Genomic DNA, 19,611 nt, shown 5'->3' on the forward strand with positions numbered 1-19,611 from the left:
AACCCACCCCCCCACCCCCCCCCCCCCCCCCCCCCCCCCCCCCCCCCCCCCCCCCCCCCCCCCCCCCCCCCCCCCCCCCCCCCCCCCCCCCCCCCCCCCCCGGTCGCGCATGGAGAGACGTAAGCGCCGCCTGCTCCGAGCGGAGAAGCGGGCGCCAGTCGCCACAGTCAACCGCGAGGAAGCCCAGACATGACCGTGCACTCCCAGGGAGCGGCGACCCACGCTCCACAGGACGCACCACACGAGTCCGCGGGGCCGGCCAAGACGCCGCCGCCCACCGGAGCCAAGGCAGCGTCCCAGTCTCCTCGCGGGGGCAGAAAGTCGCTCCCCTCAGGGTGGTTGCCGTACCTCCTGATCGGGCCCGCCGTGCTCAGCATGGCGACCCTGCTGCTCTACCCGCTGGTCAAGAACATCATCCTGTCGTTCCAGAAGGTCGACAAGATCGAGTTCATCCAGCGGAAGGCGCCGTTCAACGGCGTGGACAACTACACCGAGCTGCTGGGCGACTCGCAGTTCTGGACCGTGGTCGTCCGCAGCTTCCTCTTCACCGCGGGCAACGTCTTCCTGATCATGGTGCTCGGAAGCCTCATCGGGCTCCTGCTGAACCGGCTCGGCAAGTGGATGCGCCTGGTCCTGTCGATGGCGCTGGTGATGGCCTGGGCCATGCCGATCGTCGCCTCCGTGACCGTCTTCCAGTGGCTGTTCGACGAGCAGTACGGCGTCATGAACTGGCTGATGCGCACCGCCGGCTTCGCCGGCTACGACCAGCACAACTGGTTCGAGACCGGCATGTCCACGATGGTGATCATCACCGTCCTGCTGGCCTGGGGCTCGATCCCCTTCGTCGCCCTCAACATGTACGCCGGCCTGACCACGGTCAGCGGCGAGCTGTACGAGGCCGCGCGCATGGACGGGGCCAACGGCTGGCAGACCTTCTGGCAGGTCGTCTTCCCGAACCTCAAGTCGTTCTTCCTGGTCACGACCTTCCTCGAGGTCATCTGGATCTTCAAGGCCTTCACGCAGATCTACGCGATGAACAAGGGCGGCCCCGACCGCGCCTCGGAGACCCTCACGATCTACGCGTACGTCGAGGGCCAGAGCCAGGGCCACTACGGTCTGGCCGCGGCGATCTCCGTCCTGACGATCGTGATGCTCGTGGTCGTCATGTCCTTCTACTTCCGTCTGATCCTGAAGCAGGAGGAGGAGCAGTGAGCACCACCACCGCCCCGAAGCCCGCGCCGTCCGCGCCGTCCGCGAAGCCCCAGCAACTGCGCAAGCGCCGGCCGGTCCGTCCCGCGGCCGTCGCCAAGAACCTCGGCGCCCTGCTGCTGGCCGTCCTCTTCGTCTTCCCCGTCTACTGGATGTTCTCCTCGGCCCTGAAGCCGTCCAGCGAGATCCTCTCCAAGGACCCCGTCTTCGTCTTCACGCCGACGATGGAGAACTTCACCAAGGCCACCGGTGTCGACCTGTTCTGGACCTACGTCGCGAACAGCTTCATCGTCACCATCGGCGCCGTCACCCTGGCCCTGCTCGTGGCCCTCGCCGCGAGCTTCGCCATCGCCCGCATGAAGTTCAAGGGCCGCAAGGGCCTGGTCCTCGCGGTGATGATGGCCCAGATGGCGCCCTGGGAGGTCATGGTCATCGCGATGTACATGATCGCCCGCGACTCCGAGATGCTGAACAGCCTCCCGCTGCTCACCGCGATCTACTTCGTGATGGTCCTCCCCTTCACCATCTGGACCCTGCGCGGCTTCATCGCCGCCGTCCCGGTGACCCTGGAGGAAGCCGCCCAGATCGACGGCTGCACCCGGGGCCAGGCCTTCCGCAAGGTGATCTTCCCGCTGCTGGCCCCCGGCCTGATGTCCACCTCGCTCTTCGGCTTCATCACGGCCTGGAACGAGTTCGCGATGGTCCTGATCCTGAACAAGGACAAGACCGCGCAGACCCTGCCGCTGTGGCTGACCCAGTTCCAGACCGCCTTCGGCAACGACTGGGGCGCCACCATGGCCGCTTCCTCGCTCTTCGCGGTCCCGGTGCTGCTCATCTTCGTCTTCCTCCAGCGCAAGGCCGTCGGCGGCATGACCGCCGGCGCCGTGAAGGGATAACGGCCCATGACTGTCCTTGCGCACCGCACGGATACGGTGACCCGGGACGCCCTGGCGGTCCTCCAGCCCGGCTTCGAGGGCACCACCGCACCCGCCTGGCTGCTCCGTCAGGTCGCCGAAGGCCTCACCGCCGTCGGCCTCTTCGGCCGCAACATCACCTCGCCCGAGCAGCTCGCCGCGCTGACCGCGCAGCTTCGTACCGAGCGGGACGACGTCCTCGTTGCCATCGACGAGGAGGGCGGCGACGTCACCCGCCTGGAGGTCCGGGGCGGTTCCTCCTTCCCCGGCAACCTGGCCCTCGGCGCCGTGGACGACGTGGACCTGACCCGCGACGTCGCCCGCGAGCTGGGCCGCCGGCTCGCCGAGTGCGGGGTCAACCTCAACTGGGCCCCGTCCGCCGACGTCAACTCCAACCCGGACAACCCGGTCATCGGCGTACGGTCCTTCGGCGCCGACACCCACCTCACCGCCCGGCACACCGCCGCGTACGTCGAAGGCCTCCAGGCCGCCGGCGTCGCCGCCTGCACCAAGCACTTCCCGGGCCACGGCGACACCAACGTGGACTCGCACCACGCGCTGCCGCGCATCGACGTGGACCTCGACACCCTGGCCGCGCGGGAGCTCGTACCGTTCCGCGCCGCCATCGAGGCCGGCACCAAGGCCGTCATGAGCGCCCACATCCTGGTGCCGGCCCTGGACCCGACCCGCCCGGCCACCCTCAGCCCGCAGATCCTGACCGGTCTGCTGCGCAAGGAGCTCGGCTACGAGGGCCTCATCGTCACCGACGGCATGGAGATGAAGGCCATCGCCGGGACGTACGGCATCGAGCGCGGCTCGGTGCTGGCCATCGCGGCCGGCGCCGACGCCATCTGCGTCGGCGGCGGGCTCGCCGACGAGGGCACCGTGCTCGCCCTGCGCGACGCACTGGTCGCGGCCGTGCGCGACGGCTCGCTCCCGGAGGAGCGGCTCGCCGAGGCCGCGGCCCGGGTCCGCTCGCTGGCGGAATGGACCCGGCAGGTCCGGCTGGGCGCGCGGCAGGAGGGGAGCAGCGCGCCCGGCATCGGACTGGCGGCGGCCCGCCGTGCGGTGGTCGTGACGGGTTCGCCCAAGGCGGCGGCCCCGGTGAACGCCCCGTACATCGCCACGCTCAACCCGGTGGCGAACTTCGCGGTCGGCGACGAGACCCCGTGGGGGGTGGCCGCGGAAGTGTCCGCGCTGGTCCCGGGCACCGAATCGGGCGTGTACCCGGAGGGGGCGACGGCTGCCGACGTGCTGGCCGCCGCGGGGAACCGCACCGTCGTCGCGGTGGTCCGCGACGCGCACCGGCACCCGTGGATGACCGATGCCCTGGACGCGCTCGTCGCGGCCCGACCGGAGACGATCGTGGTCGAGATGGGCGTCCCGCAGGCCGAGCCGCGCGGCGCGCTGCACATCGCGACGCACGGCGCGGCCCGGGTCTGCGGGCGCGCCGCCGCGGAGATCATCGCGGGCGTCTGACCGCGGCCGTCCGGCGCAGGACACGGACCGGAGCCGGGCACCCGTCACGGGGGTGCCCGGCTCCGCCGCGTCCGGGGCCGCCTTGTGCGGCCCGCCGGGTGCGCGGATACGGCGAAGGCCGGGCCTTCCCCTGGGGGAGGACCCGGCCTTCGCCGTACCTGCTGCTTACAGACCCTGCCAGGCGGGCTTGTTGGCGTAGGTGTGGCGGAAGTAGTCCGCGAGCTTCAGCTTGGAGGCGGCGGCCTCGTCCACGATCACCGTGGCGTGGCGGTGCAGCTGGAGCGCGGAGGCCGGCACGAGGGCGGACAGCGGGCCCTCGACGGTCTGCGCGACGGCCTCGGCCTTGCCCTCGCCGGTGGCCAGCAGGACCAGGTGGCGGGCGTCGAGGATGGTGCCGATGCCCTGGGTGATGACGTGGTGGGGCACCTGCTCTATGTCGTTGTCGAAGAAGCGCGCGTTGTCCACGCGGGTCTGCTCCGTCAGCGTCTTGATGCGGGTGCGGGAGGCGAGCGAGGAGCAGGGCTCGTTGAAGCCGATGTGCCCGTCCGTGCCGATGCCGAGGAGCTGGAGGTCCACGCCGCCGGCCTCGGCGAGGGCGCGGTCGTAGGCGTCGCAGGCGCCGACGATGTCCTCGGCGGAGCCGTCCGGGCCCATGAAGGAGGCCTCGGACAGGCCCAGGGGCTCCACGACCTCGCGCAGGACGACGGCGCGGTAGGACTCCGGGTGCCCGGCCGGCAGGCCGACGTACTCGTCGAGCTGGCAGACGCGGGCCTTGGAGGCGTCGACCAGTCCGGCCTGGACCTTGGCGGCGAGCGCCTCGTAGATGGGCAGCGGGGTAGAGCCGGTCGCCACGCCGAGCAGGGCGTCGGGCTTGCGACGGACCAGGGCGGCCATGGCCTCCGCGATGAGCTCGCCGCCTGCCTTGGCGTCCGGGACGATGACAACTTCCACGCGGGGCCTGCCGATCTGGAGTGTGACGATTGTGGTATAGACCAATCTAGCAGAGGCGATGCCCCGTTGCCGGGTCTTCGCGCACACTCCATGGTGGGCCGGATCGCCCGCTCCGGCCTCCCGGCCGGGGGCCCGGCAAGATCCGAAGGAGACGGCCTAGGTCAGCGAGAGCTGGAGGCCGCCCGTCACGGCGAGGTGCTGGCCCGTGACCCAGCGGGAGTCCGGGGAGGCGAGGAAGGCGACCGCGTCCGCGACCTCCTGCGGGGTGCCGAGCCGGTCGAAGACGGAGCGGGAGGCGGCGTGTGCGCGGGCCGCCGGGTCCGCCAGCCAGGCGGCGTTCAGGTCGGTCTCCACGATCCCGGGACCGACCGAGTTCACCGTGATGTTCCGCGGGGCGAGTTCGGCGGCCAGTGAGACCGTCAGTGCGTTCACGGCGCCCTTGGCCATGATCGTGGCGAGGATCGCGGGCAGGGCGATGTCCGGGGTGCCGGTCACGTTCACGATCCGGCCGCCGTCCCGCAGCCGCTCCAGGCCGTGCCGGATCACGAAGAACGGCGCCTTCGCGTTGAGCGCGTGCACCCGGTCGTACGTCTCCTCGTCGGTGGAGCCGATGCCGGCGAAGGTGGCGGCGCCCGCGTTGTTCACCAGTACGTCCACCCCCTCGGTCGCCAGCGGATGGGCCGCGTACGCCGCCCAGAGGGCCTCCGCGCCGCCCGGGACGCCGAGCTCGGCCCCGATGGCGAAGGCGCGGCCCCCGGCCGCCCCGATGGCCCCCACGGTCTCCTCGGCCGCCGCCTCGTTGTGTCCGTAGGCCACCGCGACCAGCGCCCCGTCGCGGGCGAGGCGCTCCGCGACGGCCCGTCCGATGCCCCGGCTGCCGCCCGTGACCAGTGCCGTCTTGCCGTCGAGCACGCCCATGACGCGCCCCCCTTTCGATAACGGTCGCTACAGAAAGGACCGTATCAGATTTCGTAGCGACCGCTATAGAATGAGTTCATGGTGACCGGACAGCGCGGCAGGCCCCGCTCCTTCGACCGCGACGCGGCCCTCGACAAGGCGATGTTCGCCTTCTGGGAGCGCGGCTACGAGGCGACGTCGATCTCCGACCTGACCGCCTCGCTCGGGATCGGCGCCCCGAGCCTCTACGCGGCCTTCGGTGACAAGCGCAAGCTCTTCGACGAGGTCGTGGCGGTCTACGGCGGCCGCTACGGGGACTTCGCGGCCGTGGCCCTCGCCGAGGAGCCCACCGCCCGCGCGGCGGTGGCGCGCATCCTGCACGAGGCGGCGGAGGTCTACACCGACCCCGCGCACCCGCCGGGCTGCATGGTGATCAGCGCGGCGGTCAACACCACCTCGGACGAGGTGGCCCGGGCGCTGCGGGAGCGGCGCGAGGCCAATCTGGTGGCGTTCGAGAGCCGCATCCGTGCCGATGTCGCCGCGGGGGTCCTGCCGGCCGGCACGGACGCGCGGGCCCTGGCGCGCTACGCGGGGGCGGTGCTGCAGGGGATGTCCCAGCAGTCGCGCGACGGCGCGGGCCGGGAGGAGCTGGAGGCGGTGGCGGAGCTGGCCATGGGGGCCTGGCCGCAGTAAGGGCCGGTCTTTATCGTCCGGGGATTCGCGGCACCCGGGGATCCGCATCGCGATTCCTCTGGGCCACGGTGCCGAACGGGACCCTCAGCCCGCCCGGCACCGTAGCCCGGAGTACTTACGGCCGACGGGTGTGCGGTGCCCGACAGCCGGTGGGAGGTGACGCGCGGTCAGGGCAGATCGCGCGGCTTACCTCGATCCGTCCTCCTGTGCGGGGAGGGCGGAAGCTTGATGCAATTGTGGACTAGACCAATCTGTTCTGTCCATCCAATGACGGAACCCTGATTACCGTCACTTCCTCCAACCCTACGCGGAAGCGGGGTCTCCTGGATACTCCGGAGTATCCACGCTGAGGAAAGTCATGGCCCGTACCCGGGGTACGCTCGCCAGGTGCCCTCCATGAACGACCTCGTACGCCAGCACACCGCTCTCAGTGAAACCGACCTGGAGTGGCTGCATCTGCTGGTCTCCGAGTGGCAGCTGCTCTCCGACCTCTCCTTCGCCGACCTCGTGCTGTGGGTGCCCACCCTCGACGGCAGCCGGTACGTCTCGGTCGCGCAGATGCGCCCGAACACCGGCCCGACCTCGTACCAGGACGACATGGTCGGCCACCTGGTCCCGCGCGGCCGCCGCCCGCTGCTCGACGCCGCGCTCGACGAGGGCCGCATCGTGCGCGAGGGGGACCCGGAGTGGCGCGAGGAGGTGCCGGTCCGCGTCGAGTCGATCCCCGTGCGCCGCGAAGGCCGGGTGCTCGGCGTGATCGCGCGCAACACCAACCTGCTCACTGTGCGTACACCGAGCCGGCTGGAGCTCACCTACCTCCAGTCCGCCTCCGACCTGGCCCAGATGATCGCGGCGGGCGCCTTCCCGTTCCCCGGCCAGCAGGTCGACATGGACGCCTCCCCGCGCGTCGGCGACGGCCTGATCCGGCTCGACGCCGAGGGCGTGGTGACGTACGCGTCCCCGAACGCGCTCTCCGCCTACCACCGGCTCGGCCTCGCCTCCGACCTGGTCGGCCAGCACCTGGGCACCATCACCTCCGAACTCGCACCCTCCCGCGGCCCGGTGGACGAGGCCCTGGTCAAACTCGCCAGCGGCTGGGCCCCGCGCGAGACCGAGGCCGAGGGCAGCGGCGGGGTCATCCAGCTGCGGGCCATCCCGCTCAAGCCCAAGGGCACCCGGATCGGCTCGCTCGTCCTGTGCCGCGACGTCACGGAACTGCGCCGTCGCGAACGTGAATTGATCACCAAGGACGCGACCATCCGGGAGATCCACCACCGGGTCAAGAACAACCTCCAGACGGTGGCCGCGCTCTTGCGCCTGCAGGCCCGCCGCATGGATTCGCCGCAGGGCCGCGAGGCGCTGAACGAAGCCGTCCGCCGCGTCGGTTCGATCGCGATCGTGCACGAGACGCTCTCTCAGAACCTGGACGAGCGGGTCGAGTTCGACGAGATCGCCGACCGCGTGATCGCGATGGTCTCCGAGATCTCCCCGGGCAAGGTCGCCTGCCGGCGCACCGGCCGCTTCGGAATCCTGGACGCGGAGGTCGCCACCCCGCTGTCGATGGTGCTGACGGAGATCCTCCAGAACGCCCTGGAGCACGCCTTCACCCAGGGGGAGGGCGGCACCGTGGAGGTGTCCGCGGCCCGCTCGGGCAGCGGCCGCGACGACGCGCGGCTGCTGATCTCGGTGGTCGACGACGGCTGCGGTCTGCCCGAAGGGTTCGACCCGCAGCGGGCCGGCAACCTCGGGCTGCAGATCGTACGGACCCTCGTGGAGGGCGAGCTCGGCGGCACCTTCGACATGGTCGCCTCCGAGCCGCGCGGCACCAAGGTCGTCCTCGACATACCGGCCAGCCCGCAGAAGTAGCGCAGTGCGCCGGTCACTCAGGGTGATGCCCTGGGCAGCCGGCGGGCCCCGGACAGCACTGAACCCCGGACCGAATGGTTTTCGGTACGGGGTTCAAGAGCACGTTGCGAAGCGCTTATATGGGTACTACGCGCTGCGGCTCGAGGCTCGAAAGTCGATGTCAGGCGGTTGCGTTGCGCGCCCGATTGCGAGCGGCGCGGCGCTTCATTGCGCGGCGCTCGTCCTCGCTGAGACCGCCCCAGACACCGGAGTCCTGACCGGACTCGAGCGCCCACTGCAGGCACTGCTCCATGACGGGGCAACGGCGGCAGACGGCCTTGGCTTCCTCGATCTGCAGCAGCGCAGGACCGGTGTTGCCGATGGGGAAGAAGAGTTCCGGGTCTTCCTCGCGGCAAACGGCGTTGTGACGCCAGTCCATGGCTGCTCCATCTCCTTGTATTGCGGGCAGGTTGCTTGTGAATGTGAACGCTTTCACGAATCCCTTCGTGAGGGAAGGGAGACCGCCCAGTTTGGGGAAAAACTCGCCCTGGGCTGCCGGAGATTCGTGGAGGGGTTCTGGCGGTCTGTGTGGGTGCCGGGTTCTGCGGGCTGTCCCGATCGCCATGTAGAGATTCGCAAACCTCGGACGGGGATACAACCCCTTCCGGAAAGTTTTTTTTGATTCGTCGGTGTCTACTAGGTCACAGCCCTACTTCCTAGGGGTGGACCAGCGTGTAAACGTTCGAGTGGAAGGACTTTAGGCCCTTCCACTCACACAATCACACGCAGTGCACGGCGTACGCCTGTGAACCGAACGCTGGTGCGCAACCCGAGGTGGTCTCCGTCCATCTGGAACGGAAGCGGCACCTTCGAATGCAAGGTGAAGTCGGTCAGATCGTGCAGAGACACCGCGTGCTTGCCGTGCGGACCACGCTCAGGAGTCGAGGTCAGGAGCTGTGTCGCGTAGCGGGCGACCGCCGGAGTTGACAAACGGTCCAGTGCCAATACGTCAAGCGCAGTATCGAACGACGCCTCCGGGGAGGCGTAGAGCGGCCGGTTGCCCAGGTATGTCCAGGGCGAGGTGTTGCAGACTATCGACAGCACCAGGTCCGTCACGGGATCCGCGCCGGGCCGCTCCAGCGTCACCGTGCCGTGCCGACGGTTGGGCTCTTCCCAGAACTGGCGCATCAGCTGTCGCACGTACAGGGCATGGGTCGAACGTTTGCCCCTTTCCCGCTGCTGCTCGACCCGGCCCACCACGCCCGCGTCGAAGCCGAAGCCCGCGCAGAAGGTGAACCAGCGCGCCGGAACCGACTCGTCCTCCGTGCCCGGGGTGCCGGCGGCGAGCCCCAGACCGACCGTTCGTTCGCGCCGCTCGCGCAGGGCGTCCAGCAGGGCGCCGGTCGCCTCGACCGCGTCGTTGGGCAGACCGAGCGCACGGGCGAAGACGTTGGTGGAGCCGCCGGGGACCACCGCGAGTCCGGGCAGCCGATCCGGATCGGGTCCCTCGTGCAGCAGTCCGTTGACCACTTCGTTGACGGTGCCGTCACCGCCCAGGGCCACCACCAGGTCGATGCCGGTCTCGGCCGCCCTGCGGCCCAGGTCCCGGGCGTGGCCGCGGTACTCGGTGGTGACCGCTTCCAGCTTCATCTCGCTGGCGAGCGCGTGGGTCAGGACGTCGCGCGTGCGCGCACTGGTGGTCGTCGCTGCTGGGTTGGCCACGAGGAGTGCACGCATGAGCGCCAGCCTACCGACCCCTTCCGGCGCCGCCCATACTGGCCGTCCCCTCCGGGGACGGGAGGGGCGCGGCTACCCTGCTGGGGTGAGTACGAAGCCCACCCCCACCGAGTCCGCCGTCCCCGTCCCGCTGCCCCGCAGACTGACCGCGGCCGCCGCGCTGACCGCGCTGGAGGGGCTGGCCCTGGCCGGGCCCGGCGTCGCCGACCTGTACACGGCCGTCTTCGGCAGCGGCGACTCCCTGCAGGCCGCGACCGGCGGGGTCACCCTGCTCGTCCTGGCCGCACTGCCGCTGGTCGCGGCGCGCGGGCTGCTCCGGGGCCGCCGCTGGAGCCGCGGACCGGCGCTGATCACCCAGGTGATGTCGCTGCCGGTGGCGTGGATGCTGTGGACCGCGGGAGGGGCCATGAAGATCGCCGGCGTGGCGCTGGCCCTGGCCGCGGTGGCCGTCGCGGCCCTCCTGGTGAACCAGAAGGCCACGGGTGCGCTGGGCATCGGGCCTGCGGAACAGGCCCGATAGCCCCTACGGCCGGATCTCCCGCTCCTCTACTCCTCGACCAGGAGCTTCTCGCGGAGCTGGGCCAGGGTGCGGGCCAGCAGTCGGGAGACGTGCATCTGGGAGATGCCGACCTCCTGGGCGATCTGCGACTGGGTCATGTTGCCGAAGAACCGCAGGAGGAGGATCCGCTTCTCCCGCGGCGGCAGCCCTTCGAGCAGCGGCTTGAGGGACTCGCGGTACTCGACCCCCTCCAGGGCCTCGTCCTCCGAGCCCAGGGTGTCCGCGACCGCCGGCGACTCGTCGTCGGTGTCCGGGACGTCCAGCGAGAGCGTGCTGTAGGCGTTGGCCGATTCCAGGCCCTCCAGCACCTCCTCCTCGGAGATCCCCAGCCGTTCGGCCAGTTCGTGCACCGTGGGGGAGCGGCCGTGCTGCTGGGACAGTTCCGCCGTCGCCGTGGTCAGCGAGAGCCGCAGCTCCTGCAGGCGCCGGGGGACCCGTACGGCCCAACCCTTGTCACGGAAGTGGCGCTTGATCTCGCCGACCACCGTGGGTGTCGCGTACGTGGAGAACTCGACCCCGCGGTCCGGGTCGAAGCGGTCCACCGACTTGATCAGGCCGATGGTCGCCACCTGGGTCAGGTCGTCCAGCGGCTCGCCGCGGTTGCGGAAGCGCCGGGCCAGGTGCTCGACCAGCGGCAGGTGCATCCGTACGAGCCGGTTGCGCAGCTCCGCCTTCTCCGGCGAGCCGTCGGGCAGCGCCCGGAGCTCGATGAAGAGGGCCCGCGCGCCGCTGCGGTCGCGCGGATCCGGCAGGGGCACCGGCGCCGTGAACACCGGAGGCCGGAGGGCTCCGGCGGCGTCCGCGGCCGGAGCCGTTTCCGCGGCCGGAGCCGCCGGCGGGGCCGTGGCAGCGGCCCCCGGTGGCTGGGCCGGCAGTGTCTGGTCGTGCTGGTTCTCGCTCACAGGGCCCGCCCGTCGCTCCGCCGAGTCCAAAAAGCCGTCATCCGCATCCGTGTCAGCCGGGTGCGGCCGGGCGTGCTGCTGCTCCGGAATGCCGCCGTCGACCTCGTGTCCTACCCGGGGCCGATCCCCGCCCCGCACCGGGACCTCCCCGCCGCTCACGCCGGGCCTGGTCCCGCGCCGCGCTGTTTGTAGAGGCTGATGCTCACCGTCTTGTTCTCCTCGACCGTGGCCTCGACCTTCCCGGCGAGCGCCGAGAGGACCGTCCACGCGAACGTGTCGCGCTCCGGCGCCCGGCCGTCGGTGGTCGGGGCGGAGACGGTCACCTCCAGCGAATCGTCCACCAATCGGAAGACGCAGCTGAGGACGGAGCCGGGCACGGCCTGCTGGAGCAGGATCGCGCAGGCCTCGTCCACCGCGATGCGGAGGTCCTCGATCTCGTCGAGGGTGAAGTCCAAACGCGCCGCGAGGCCGGCCGTGGCCGTTCGCAGCACAGACAGGTAGGCACCCGCAGCGGGCAGCCGGACTTCCACGAAGTCCTGGGTCCCGGGCTCGCCTGCGATCTGGGACACCCTCACCTCCAAGGTGGTACGAGCTCTGTTCGCCGGTGACGCTATCGCGATCCGGGCGATCGTGTCGCGGCACCCCTGTCGGAGGGTGCAGAACCCCTGTGAACCAGAGCGCACACAGCCGGCCGTGAGGCCGCACCTGCGACCAGTGACTGATGGTAAGCCCACGGGGACGCACAGTGGCTAGGGGTCTGCGGGCCCAAATCAGGGGAACCGGCGGAGGGTTGATCTACCCCGGTTCAGACGATCGAACCGTCGACAAAACACCATCGCCAGGTCTCGCCCGGTTCGAAGCTGCGCATCACGGGATGCCCGGTCTCCCGGTGGTGCGCCGTGGCGTGCCGGTGGGGAGAGGAGTCGCAGCAGCCGACGTGCCCGCACCCCAGGCACAGCCGGAGCTGGACGGGATGGCTGCCGAGCGCCAGACATTCGGGGCAGGTCAGTGCAAGCGGGACCGGCTCGGGGCGCGGCAGTTCGGGAACGTGGGTGCACTCGCTCATGATGGCCAGCGTACTGAGGTGCGGGCGCACGGGATGCCATGACTCAAGCGAGGATGATCTTCGATGGAGGTATTGCCGCTGGTGGCTCTGGTCGCCGGCTGTGCGGTCGTCGCGGGCCTGGCCCGCCGCACCCCGGTGCCCGCGCCGCTGCTGCTGGTCGCCGCCGGACTGGCCGCGGCCTACGTGCCGGGCGTGCCCGAGTACGGCCTGGACCCGCACATCGTGCTGCCGCTGCTGCTCCCGCCGCTGCTCTACACGGCCGCGGTGGACAGCTCGTACCTGGACCTGCGGGCGAACATCCGGCCCGTGGCGCTGCTCTCGGTGGGGTACGTGCTCTTCGCGACCGTCGCCGTCGGGTACGTCGCGTACCTGCTGGTGCCGGGGCTCTCGCTGCCGGTGGCGCTGGTGCTGGGGGCGGTCATCGCCCCGCCCGACGCGGTCGCGGCGACGGCCATCGCACGCAAGCTCGGGCTGCCGAACCGGATCACGACCATCCTCCAGGGCGAGTCCCTCGTCAACGACGCCACCGCGATCACCGCGTTCAAGGTCGCGCTGGCGGCGGCGGTCGGGACGAGCGCCGGCTGGACGGACGGGATCCGGGAGTTCCTGCTGGCCTCGGTGGGCGGGGTCGCGGTCGGCCTGCTGCTGATGGTCCCGATCCACGTCCTGCGCAAGAAGATGCGCGAACCGCTCCTGCAGAACACCCTGTCGCTGCTGATCCCCTTCGTGGCCTACGCGGCCGCCGAGCGGGTGCACGCGTCCGGAGTGCTGGCGGTGGTGGTGGTCGCGCTGTACCTCGGGCACCGCAACTGGCAGGTCGACTTCGCGACCCGGCTCCAGGAGGAGGCCGTCTGGAAGATGGTCGCCTTCCTCCTCGAATCGGTGGTCTTCGCGCTGATCGGGCTCCAGCTGCCGGTCGTGCTGAAGGGGCTGGGGGAGTACGAGGGTGCGGCCGCGGCGGGCTACGCGGTGGTGGTGTTCCTCGTCGTGGTGGCGGCCCGCTTCGCCTGGGTCTTCCCGGCGACGTTCCTGCCGAGGCTCTCGCAGCGGATCCGGGCGCGGGAGCCGGAGACGAACTGGAAGGCCCCGGTCATCGTGGGCTGGGCGGGCATGCGGGGCGTGGTCTCGCTGGCGATCGCCTTCTCCGTGCCGATGAGCGTGCCGCACCGGAACCTGATCCTGTTCCTGACCTTCACGACGGTGATCGGCACGCTGGTGGTCCAGGGCCTGACCCTGCCGCCGCTGATCCGGCTGCTGCGGCTGCCCCCCAAGGACACCCACGCCGAGACCCTCGCGGAGGCCCAGGCCCAGAGCGAGGCCTCGCGGGCGGCGGAGGACCGCCTGACGGAGCTCCTGGCCTCCCCGGCGAACGCCCTCCCGGCCCCCCTGGCGGACCGGCTGCGCACGGTGCTGGAGCGGCGCCGCAACGCGGTGTGGGAGCGGCTGGGCGAGGTCAACGCGGTGACGGGCGAGTCCGCGGACGACGTCTACCGCCGCCTGGCGGGGGAGATGATCGAAGCGGAACGCGAGGTCTTCGTCTCCCTGCGCGACGCCCGCCGCATCGACGACGAAATGCTCCGCGCCCTGCTGCGCCGCCTGGACCTGGAGGAAGCGGCGGCCTACCGCGAGGAGTCGGGGTAACGCCCTGTCCGTCCGGGCGCAGCAAATCCAGCCGTCCGGCGTTTGAGGACCGGGGTCTGGGGCGGAGCCCCAGGGGGGTCCGGGCGCAGCCCGGTACCCCCCTCCAGCCCGTCCGGCGCTTGAGGACTGGGGTCCGGGCAGCGCCCGGGGCCGGCCTCATCCAGCCCCGCCGGCGTTTGAGGCGCGGGTCCGGGCGGCGCCCGGGGAACGGTGGAAGGGCGGGTAGGGGACTCCGCCCCGCAGGGCCGGGCCCCCAGGGCCCCACGGCGCGGGCTACGGGCGGCCCGTGATCACCGCCGCCAGGGTGGTGCCCCGGGCGAAGGCCCCGCCCCGGGTCAGCGCGAGCAGCGCCCAGAGCAGCTTCGCCACGTAGATCCGCTCCACCGGCAGCCCGTGCCGGGCCTCGAAGTCCGCCGCGAACTCCTCCAGCTCGGCCGGGACCCGGGCGTAGCCCCCGTGGGCGTACCCCTCGGCCAGCGACCAGTCCCCCGCGGGCCCGCCGAACGCGGCCGCCTGGAGGGAACGCATCTCCGCCTCCAGGAACCCGCCCCCGACCACCGGCACGCCCACCGCCCGCGCCCCCGCGCCGAGCCCCGCCGCCAGCCCGGCCAGGGTGCCCCCGGTCCCGCAGGCCACCGCGGCCACGTCGCAGGCGCCGCTCAGCTCGCGCCCCAGCTCGGCGCAGCCGTGCAGCGCGAGTGCGTTGCTGCCGCCCTCGGGGATCACGTAGGCCCCCTCGGCGCCCGCCAGTGCGGGCAGTCCGGCCTTGTCCCGGTAGGCCGACCGCGTCACGAAGTGCAGCCTCATGCCGTCCGCTGCGCACCGGGCCAGCGAGTCGTTCAGCGGCCGCCCCGCGAGCTCGTCCCCCCGTACGATCCCGACCGTCGCCAGCCCCAGCAGCCGGCCGGCCGCGGCGGTGGCCCGCAGGTGGTTGGAGTAGGCCCCGCCGAAGGTCACGAGCTCCCGGTGGCCGCCCGCGACGGCGGCCCGCAGGTTCGGCGCGAGCTTGCGCCACTTGTTGCCGGGCAGCTCCGGGTGGACCAGGTCGTCCCGCTTGAGCAGCAACCGCACCCCGTGCGCGGCGAACCGCTCGTCACGGACCTCCCGCAGCGGCGAGGCCGGACGGGGGCGCAGGACCGCTTCGGGGTCGACCGGATGTTCCATCCGCCCATTGTGTGCCGCGGCCGCGGCGGGCAGCGCGGGGGTCAGTGCCACCGGGTGACCGCGGCGGCGCCGGAGCGGGTCCGTGCGGCGAAGCGGATGAACTCCGCGAAGCGGTGGGCGGCGGGGGTCGGCTCCGGGCCCTCGAAGAAGGGCTCCCGGTCACCGCCCCCCGTCCACCAGGCCTCCGTATCCCGGCCGTACGCCGGAGGCCTGGACCATTCGTCGGGCCGGATGAGGTGCAGGTGGCGGCCGGGGATGGCCCGGGCCTCCTCGTCGGGGAGGGCGCCGACCACCCACACGGCTGTTGAACTCATCCCACCTGCGCCTTCCGTCCGGTGGACGACCCTATCCGTCCTCCGGCAGGCAAGCCGCGCGGCCGGTTGGAGGGCCACGGCTACTTCAGGCGCTCCTCCACGCGGGTGCGCATCGAGGGCATGGTGAAGCCCTTCGGGTCGATCTTGCCCGGGCGCCACTCCAGGTGGCCGATGACCGAGCGGGCGGTCCAGCCGTGGGCGCGGCACAGGGCGGCCGACGCACGGGCCATCGCATCGAGTTGGGCGGCCGGCCAGGGGTCCTCGCCGTCGCCGAGGTTCTCGCACTCGAACCCGTAGAAGTGGCGGTTGCCGTCGGTGTTCGCGTGCTGGTCGGGCGGGAGGCGCTTCTCCGCGATGACGGCCGCCAGGACGTCGGAGTCGCCCGCGCCGGCGTGGTTGGCGCGGCCGTGGCCGACCAGGTGGACCCGGCCGTCCTTGGTGATCACGCCGTGGCAGAGCGGGCCGGGGAGGTCCGCGTGGCCGTCACGGCAGAGCTGGACGGTGTACGCGGTCCCGCGGGTGACGGTGTGGTGGAGCATCACCCCGTGCACCGGCCCCCAGGGGCCCTTGTGGTTGCGGTTGTGGGTGCGCCAGTCGCCGACTTCGACGACCGTCAGGCCCTCGGCGCGCAGGACGCCGATGAACCGGTCTGCGGACAGGGGTGCGGACATGACCGCCTCCTTGGCTGTGAGTAGCCGTGTGGTTACTCAACGTTTAGTGGAGGCGGTCATTCCGTCACAAGGGCGCGCACCCGGCGCACGGATCACGCCGAGGCGAGCCACAGGTCGGGGCCGAAGACCTCGTAGGCGATGTCCGCGGGGGCCACGCCCTTGGCGATCAGCTGCTCGCGGGCCGCCCGCATGAAGGGGAGCGGGCCGCAGAGGTAGGCCTGGGTGCCCGGGGCGACCGGGACGGCGGTGAGGTCGAGGCGGCCCGCGTGGTCGCCGGGCTCGGCGTCGGCCTCGTACCAGAAGTGCGCTGAGGCGTCGGGAAGCTTGCCGGTGAGCTCCCGGTGGCCGGCGCGCAGGGCGTGGTCGGCGGGGGAGCGGTCGGCGTGCAGGACGGTGACCGGAGCGGAGTGCGCGGTGTCGGCCAGGTGCTCCAGCATCGAGAGCATCGGGGTGCAGCCGATGCCGGCCGAGGCCAGGACCACCGGCGCGGTGGAGTCCCGCAGGACCAGGTCGCCGTAGGGGGCCGAGACGCGCAGGGCGGTGCCGGTGCGGACTTCGGCGTGCAGGTGGTTGGAGACCTCGCCGTCGGGGCCGGAGGCGGCCGGGCCGTGGACCCGCTTGACGGTGATCGAGCGGATCGGGGAGCCGGGGGCGCTGGAGAGGCTGTACTGGCGGATCTGGCGGGCGCCGTCGGGCAGTTCGACCTGTACGGAGACGTACTGGCCGGGCTTGAACGAGGGTGCGGGGGACCCGTCGGCGGGGACCAGGTGGAAGGTGGTGCAGTCCGCGGTCTCCTCGATGCGGGCGGCGACCGTCCAGTCGCGCCAGACGTCGCCGGCGAGGACCTGCTGCTCGGCGTAGAGGCGCTCCTCGATGGTGATGAGGGCGTTCGCCATGAGCCAGTAGACCTCGTCCCAGGCCTCGGCGACCTCGGGGGTGACGGCTTCGCCGAGGATCTCCACGATCGCCTCGAACAGGTATGTGTGGACGATCGGGTACTGCTCGCGGGTGACGCCGAGGGAGGCGTGCTTGTGGGCTATGCGGTTCAGCATCACGTCGGGGCGGACGTCCGGGTGCTCGACCAGGTGGGTCGCGAAGGCGGCGATGGAGCCGGCGAGGGCCTGCTTCTGCAGCCCGGCGTTCTGGTTTCCGCGGTTGAAGAGGTCGCGGATCAGTTCGGGGTGGGCCGCGAAGAGCTTCCCGTAGAAGAGCTCCGTGATGTCGCCGATGGCCGCGCCCACGGCGGGCAGGGTGGCTCGTACGGTCGCGGTCGACTTCTCGGAAAGCATCGGGTGACTCCTCGGGTCGGGGGTGGATCGCAGAAGTGGAATGTGAGATGCGTATTTATGGGCAAGAGGGTGCGGACGTCTGTGGCGATACGGATCTCTGTTCGAAGTGTCTTCGGGCATCAGGCTATGCGGGGTGGGCGTCGGTGCGAATCAGCCATTCGACCCCCGCCGTTAGGGTCTTCCGGCCCCCGTCGATCCGCCCGAAATGCCCAGCAGGAGCGGGCCTGTCGGGGCTGCGACCAGGTCGTTCACCGTCAGCGGGTCCAGGGCGGCGAAAAAGGCCTCCTGGGCCCGGTGCAGGGCCCCGCGCAGGATGCACGCGCTCCGCAGCGGGCACGCGACGGCACCGTCGCAGTCCACGACGTCGCCGGCGCCCTCCAGTTCGCGGACCACCCCGCCCACCGAGGCGGCGCGCCCGGCGGGGGTCAGGGTGAGGCCGCCGCCGCGTCCGCGGCGGGCCTCGATCAGGCCGAGATGCTGCAGCTTGGCGACCACTTTGGCGGTGTGGGTGTACGGCACCTCCATCGTCGCCGCCACGTCGCGGGTGGTGGGCAGGTCCTCCTCCGCGACGGCCAGGCGCATCAGGACGCGCAGGGCGAGGTCGGTGAACCGGGTCAGACGCATGGATCCAGCGTAGAAAACTTGCATCCACCGTGCAAATTAAAGAAGGGTGATCACATGAGATGGCCGAAACGGATGGGGTCGGATGGGGTCCCCGTGGCCCATGGGGCGGGAGTTGAACTCAACAGGGTGCCCAGCCACGAACGGAGTAGTCCCACCCTTTTGTGTAATGGTCCCACCACGCTGCGCACTGACAGGCTCCTCCCGCAGATTCATGGAGTGATCGAAAGGGAAATTCATGTCGGTCCAGGCAGGTTCCGAATCCGAGACCCAGGCACCGCAGCGCAGTCTGGGAACATCGGCCGCACGGAACTTGGCAACCACGACCAAGTCCGCGCCGCAGATGCAGGAGATCACCTCGCGGTGGCTCCTGAAGATGCTCCCCTGGGTGCCCGTCCAGGGCGGCACGTACCGGGTCAACCGGCGGCTGAGCTACTCGGTCGGCAACGGCATCGTGGAGTTCATCAAGACCGGCACCCAGGTGCAGGTGATCCCGGCGGAGCTGGGTGAGCTCCCCGTGCTGCGGGACTACGACGATCCCGACGCCCTGGCCGAACTCGCCGCCCGCTGCCACCAGATCGACTTCGAGCCGGGCCAGGAGCTGACCTCCTTCGGCAGCCCCGCCGACAAGGTGTTCCTGCTCGCCCACGGACGCATCGACCAGATCGGCCCCGGCCCCTACGGTGACGACGCCGTCCTGCAGACCGTCGCCGACGGGGCCTTCTTCGGCGAGGACTCCCTCGTCGACGAGGAGGCCATCTGGGAGTACACGGCCCGCGCCGCCACCGCCGGCACCGTGCTCGCCCTCTCCCGCCAGGACTTCCAGATCCTCGCCGACCGCGTCGACTCGCTGCGGGCCCACCTGGACTCCGTACGGGACCTGCCCGAGCAGCGTACGAACAAGTACGGCGAGGCCGCGATCGACCTCTCCGCCGGCCACCAGGGCGAGGCCGTGCTGCCGGGCACCTTCGTGGACTACGAGGCCCGCCCGCGCGAGTACGAACTCTCCATCGCGCAAACGGTCCTGCGCGTGCACACCCGCGTCGCCGACCTGTACAACCAGCCGATGAACCAGACCGAGCAGCAGTTGCGGCTCACGGTCGAGGCGCTGCGCGAGCGCCAGGAGCACGAGATGCTCAACAACCGCGACTTCGGCCTCCTGCACAACGCCGACTACGACCAGCGCATCCAGCCCCACGACGGAGCGCCCAGCCCCGACGACATGGACCAGCTGCTCAGCATGCGGCGCGGATCCAAGTTCTTCCTGGCCCACCCCAAGGCCATCGCCGCGTTCGGGCGCGAGTGCAACAAGCGCGGGCTGTACCCGGAGTCGGTCGAGATCGGCGGGCACCGGGTGCCGTCCTGGCGCGGGGTCCCGATGTTCCCGTCCAACAAGATCCCGATCAGCGACGCCCGTACGACCTCCATCCTCTGCATGCGCACCGGCGAGGAGGAGTCGGGCGTGATCGGCCTGCACCAGCCCGGGATCCCGGACGAGATCGAGCCGAGCACCTCGGTGAGGTTCATGGGGATCAGCGAGCAGGCGATCATCTCGTACCTGGTCACCACCTACTTCTCCGCCGCGGTCCTGGTGCCGGACGCGCTCGGCGTCCTGGAGAACGTGGAGATCGCCCGCTGGCGCTGACCCGGCCGGTGCGG

At 71.3% G+C, this 19,611-nt stretch carries 20 protein-coding genes; 8 read left to right on the plus strand and 12 right to left on the minus strand.

Going from position 1 to position 19,611, the window contains the following annotated elements:
• The first annotated feature begins 189 nt into the window (after positions 1-189).
• From ACZ60J_RS32075 to ACZ60J_RS32085, 3 genes are read left to right on the plus strand one after another with little or no spacing between them, the layout of a single operon-like run.
• Positions 190-1,212 carry a carbohydrate ABC transporter permease gene (locus tag ACZ60J_RS32075; RefSeq protein WP_469687296.1) on the plus strand — a complete coding sequence of 341 codons (1,023 nt, stop codon included), beginning with the start codon at positions 190-192 and terminating at the stop codon, positions 1,210-1,212.
• Between the two features lie 56 nt (positions 1,213-1,268).
• On the plus strand, positions 1,269-2,105 hold the full coding sequence (locus ACZ60J_RS32080; RefSeq protein WP_469687654.1) for a carbohydrate ABC transporter permease: 837 nt from the start codon (positions 1,269-1,271) through the stop codon (positions 2,103-2,105).
• A gap of 6 nt (positions 2,106-2,111) precedes the next feature.
• The gene (locus ACZ60J_RS32085; protein WP_469687298.1) at positions 2,112-3,602 is read left to right on the plus strand and encodes a glycoside hydrolase family 3 protein; all 1,491 of its coding nucleotides are present in this window, start codon (positions 2,112-2,114) and stop codon (positions 3,600-3,602) included.
• Between the two features lie 165 nt (positions 3,603-3,767).
• On the opposite strand, the gene nagB is transcribed toward ACZ60J_RS32085, so the two are convergent.
• On the minus strand, positions 3,768-4,553 hold the full coding sequence (nagB, locus tag ACZ60J_RS32090) for a glucosamine-6-phosphate deaminase (protein WP_469687300.1): 786 nt from the start codon (positions 4,551-4,553) through the stop codon (positions 3,768-3,770).
• A 156-nt stretch (positions 4,554-4,709) separates the two neighbouring features.
• Positions 4,710-5,471 carry an SDR family NAD(P)-dependent oxidoreductase gene (locus tag ACZ60J_RS32095; protein ID WP_469687301.1) on the minus strand — a complete coding sequence of 254 codons (762 nt, stop codon included), beginning with the start codon at positions 5,469-5,471 and terminating at the stop codon, positions 4,710-4,712.
• 78 nt (positions 5,472-5,549) lie between these two features.
• On the opposite strand from ACZ60J_RS32095, the gene ACZ60J_RS32100 reads away from it, so the two are divergent.
• Positions 5,550-6,143: a TetR/AcrR family transcriptional regulator gene (locus tag ACZ60J_RS32100; RefSeq protein ID WP_469687303.1), complete on the plus strand. Its 594-nt coding sequence runs from the start codon at positions 5,550-5,552 to the stop codon at positions 6,141-6,143.
• Positions 6,144-6,539: 396 nt separating this feature from the next.
• Entirely contained in the window at positions 6,540-8,009 is a 1,470-nt protein-coding gene (locus ACZ60J_RS32105; RefSeq protein ID WP_382970840.1) for a sensor histidine kinase, read from the plus strand.
• Between the two features lie 160 nt (positions 8,010-8,169).
• Here ACZ60J_RS32105 and ACZ60J_RS32110 read toward each other — a convergent pair whose 3' ends face one another.
• Positions 8,170-8,427, minus strand: a complete 258-nt coding sequence (locus ACZ60J_RS32110; protein ID WP_004937597.1) for a WhiB family transcriptional regulator — start codon at positions 8,425-8,427, stop codon at positions 8,170-8,172.
• Between the two features lie 332 nt (positions 8,428-8,759).
• Complete coding sequence (locus ACZ60J_RS32115; RefSeq protein WP_274549498.1) at positions 8,760-9,725, minus strand: diacylglycerol/lipid kinase family protein; 966 nt, start codon at positions 9,723-9,725, stop codon at positions 8,760-8,762.
• A gap of 85 nt (positions 9,726-9,810) precedes the next feature.
• On the opposite strand from ACZ60J_RS32115, the gene ACZ60J_RS32120 reads away from it, so the two are divergent.
• Positions 9,811-10,245 (plus strand): hypothetical protein, encoded by a 435-nt coding sequence (locus tag ACZ60J_RS32120; protein ID WP_469687304.1) that lies wholly within the window; start codon positions 9,811-9,813, stop codon positions 10,243-10,245.
• Between the two features lie 26 nt (positions 10,246-10,271).
• Here the strand turns inward: ACZ60J_RS32120 and ACZ60J_RS32125 are convergent, their stop codons facing one another.
• The 3 genes from ACZ60J_RS32125 to ACZ60J_RS32135 form a co-directional block, all read right to left on the minus strand.
• Positions 10,272-11,345: an RNA polymerase sigma factor SigF gene (locus ACZ60J_RS32125; RefSeq protein WP_469687306.1), complete on the minus strand. Its 1,074-nt coding sequence runs from the start codon at positions 11,343-11,345 to the stop codon at positions 10,272-10,274.
• On the minus strand, positions 11,342-11,755 hold the full coding sequence (locus ACZ60J_RS32130) for an ATP-binding protein (protein ID WP_214949331.1): 414 nt from the start codon (positions 11,753-11,755) through the stop codon (positions 11,342-11,344). The genes ACZ60J_RS32125 and ACZ60J_RS32130 overlap by 4 nt, the downstream gene beginning before the upstream one ends.
• 236 nt (positions 11,756-11,991) lie before the next feature.
• Positions 11,992-12,252, minus strand: a complete 261-nt coding sequence (locus ACZ60J_RS32135) for a UBP-type zinc finger domain-containing protein (RefSeq protein WP_469687307.1) — start codon at positions 12,250-12,252, stop codon at positions 11,992-11,994.
• A 63-nt stretch (positions 12,253-12,315) separates the two neighbouring features.
• Here ACZ60J_RS32135 and ACZ60J_RS32140 point away from each other — a divergent pair, with 63 nt between their 5' ends.
• Complete coding sequence (locus tag ACZ60J_RS32140) at positions 12,316-13,893, plus strand: Na+/H+ antiporter (protein ID WP_469687309.1); 1,578 nt, start codon at positions 12,316-12,318, stop codon at positions 13,891-13,893.
• Positions 13,894-14,166: 273 nt separating this feature from the next.
• Here the strand turns inward: ACZ60J_RS32140 and ACZ60J_RS32145 are convergent, their stop codons facing one another.
• The 5 genes from ACZ60J_RS32145 to ACZ60J_RS32165 all read right to left on the minus strand — a co-directional run bounded on the left by ACZ60J_RS32145 (position 14,167) and on the right by ACZ60J_RS32165 (position 17,955).
• Positions 14,167-15,057 (minus strand): 1-aminocyclopropane-1-carboxylate deaminase/D-cysteine desulfhydrase, encoded by an 891-nt coding sequence (locus tag ACZ60J_RS32145; RefSeq protein WP_469687310.1) that lies wholly within the window; start codon positions 15,055-15,057, stop codon positions 14,167-14,169.
• A gap of 41 nt (positions 15,058-15,098) precedes the next feature.
• Positions 15,099-15,371 carry a hypothetical protein gene (locus ACZ60J_RS32150; RefSeq protein ID WP_469687311.1) on the minus strand — a complete coding sequence of 91 codons (273 nt, stop codon included), beginning with the start codon at positions 15,369-15,371 and terminating at the stop codon, positions 15,099-15,101.
• A gap of 80 nt (positions 15,372-15,451) precedes the next feature.
• The gene (locus ACZ60J_RS32155; RefSeq protein WP_469687313.1) at positions 15,452-16,042 is read right to left on the minus strand and encodes an N-acetylmuramoyl-L-alanine amidase; all 591 of its coding nucleotides are present in this window, start codon (positions 16,040-16,042) and stop codon (positions 15,452-15,454) included.
• Between the two features lie 92 nt (positions 16,043-16,134).
• Positions 16,135-17,331: a globin domain-containing protein gene (locus ACZ60J_RS32160; protein ID WP_469687314.1), complete on the minus strand. Its 1,197-nt coding sequence runs from the start codon at positions 17,329-17,331 to the stop codon at positions 16,135-16,137.
• 171 nt (positions 17,332-17,502) lie between these two features.
• Positions 17,503-17,955 (minus strand): RrF2 family transcriptional regulator, encoded by a 453-nt coding sequence (locus ACZ60J_RS32165; protein WP_469687316.1) that lies wholly within the window; start codon positions 17,953-17,955, stop codon positions 17,503-17,505.
• Positions 17,956-18,190: 235 nt separating this feature from the next.
• On the opposite strand from ACZ60J_RS32165, the gene ACZ60J_RS32170 reads away from it, so the two are divergent.
• A complete protein-coding gene (locus ACZ60J_RS32170) occupies positions 18,191-19,597 on the plus strand; it encodes a family 2B encapsulin nanocompartment shell protein (RefSeq protein WP_469687318.1) in 1,407 nt (468 codons plus the stop codon).
• The last annotated feature ends 14 nt before the right edge of the window (positions 19,598-19,611 follow it).

The organism is Streptomyces sp. NPDC104226 (assembly GCF_055584085.1).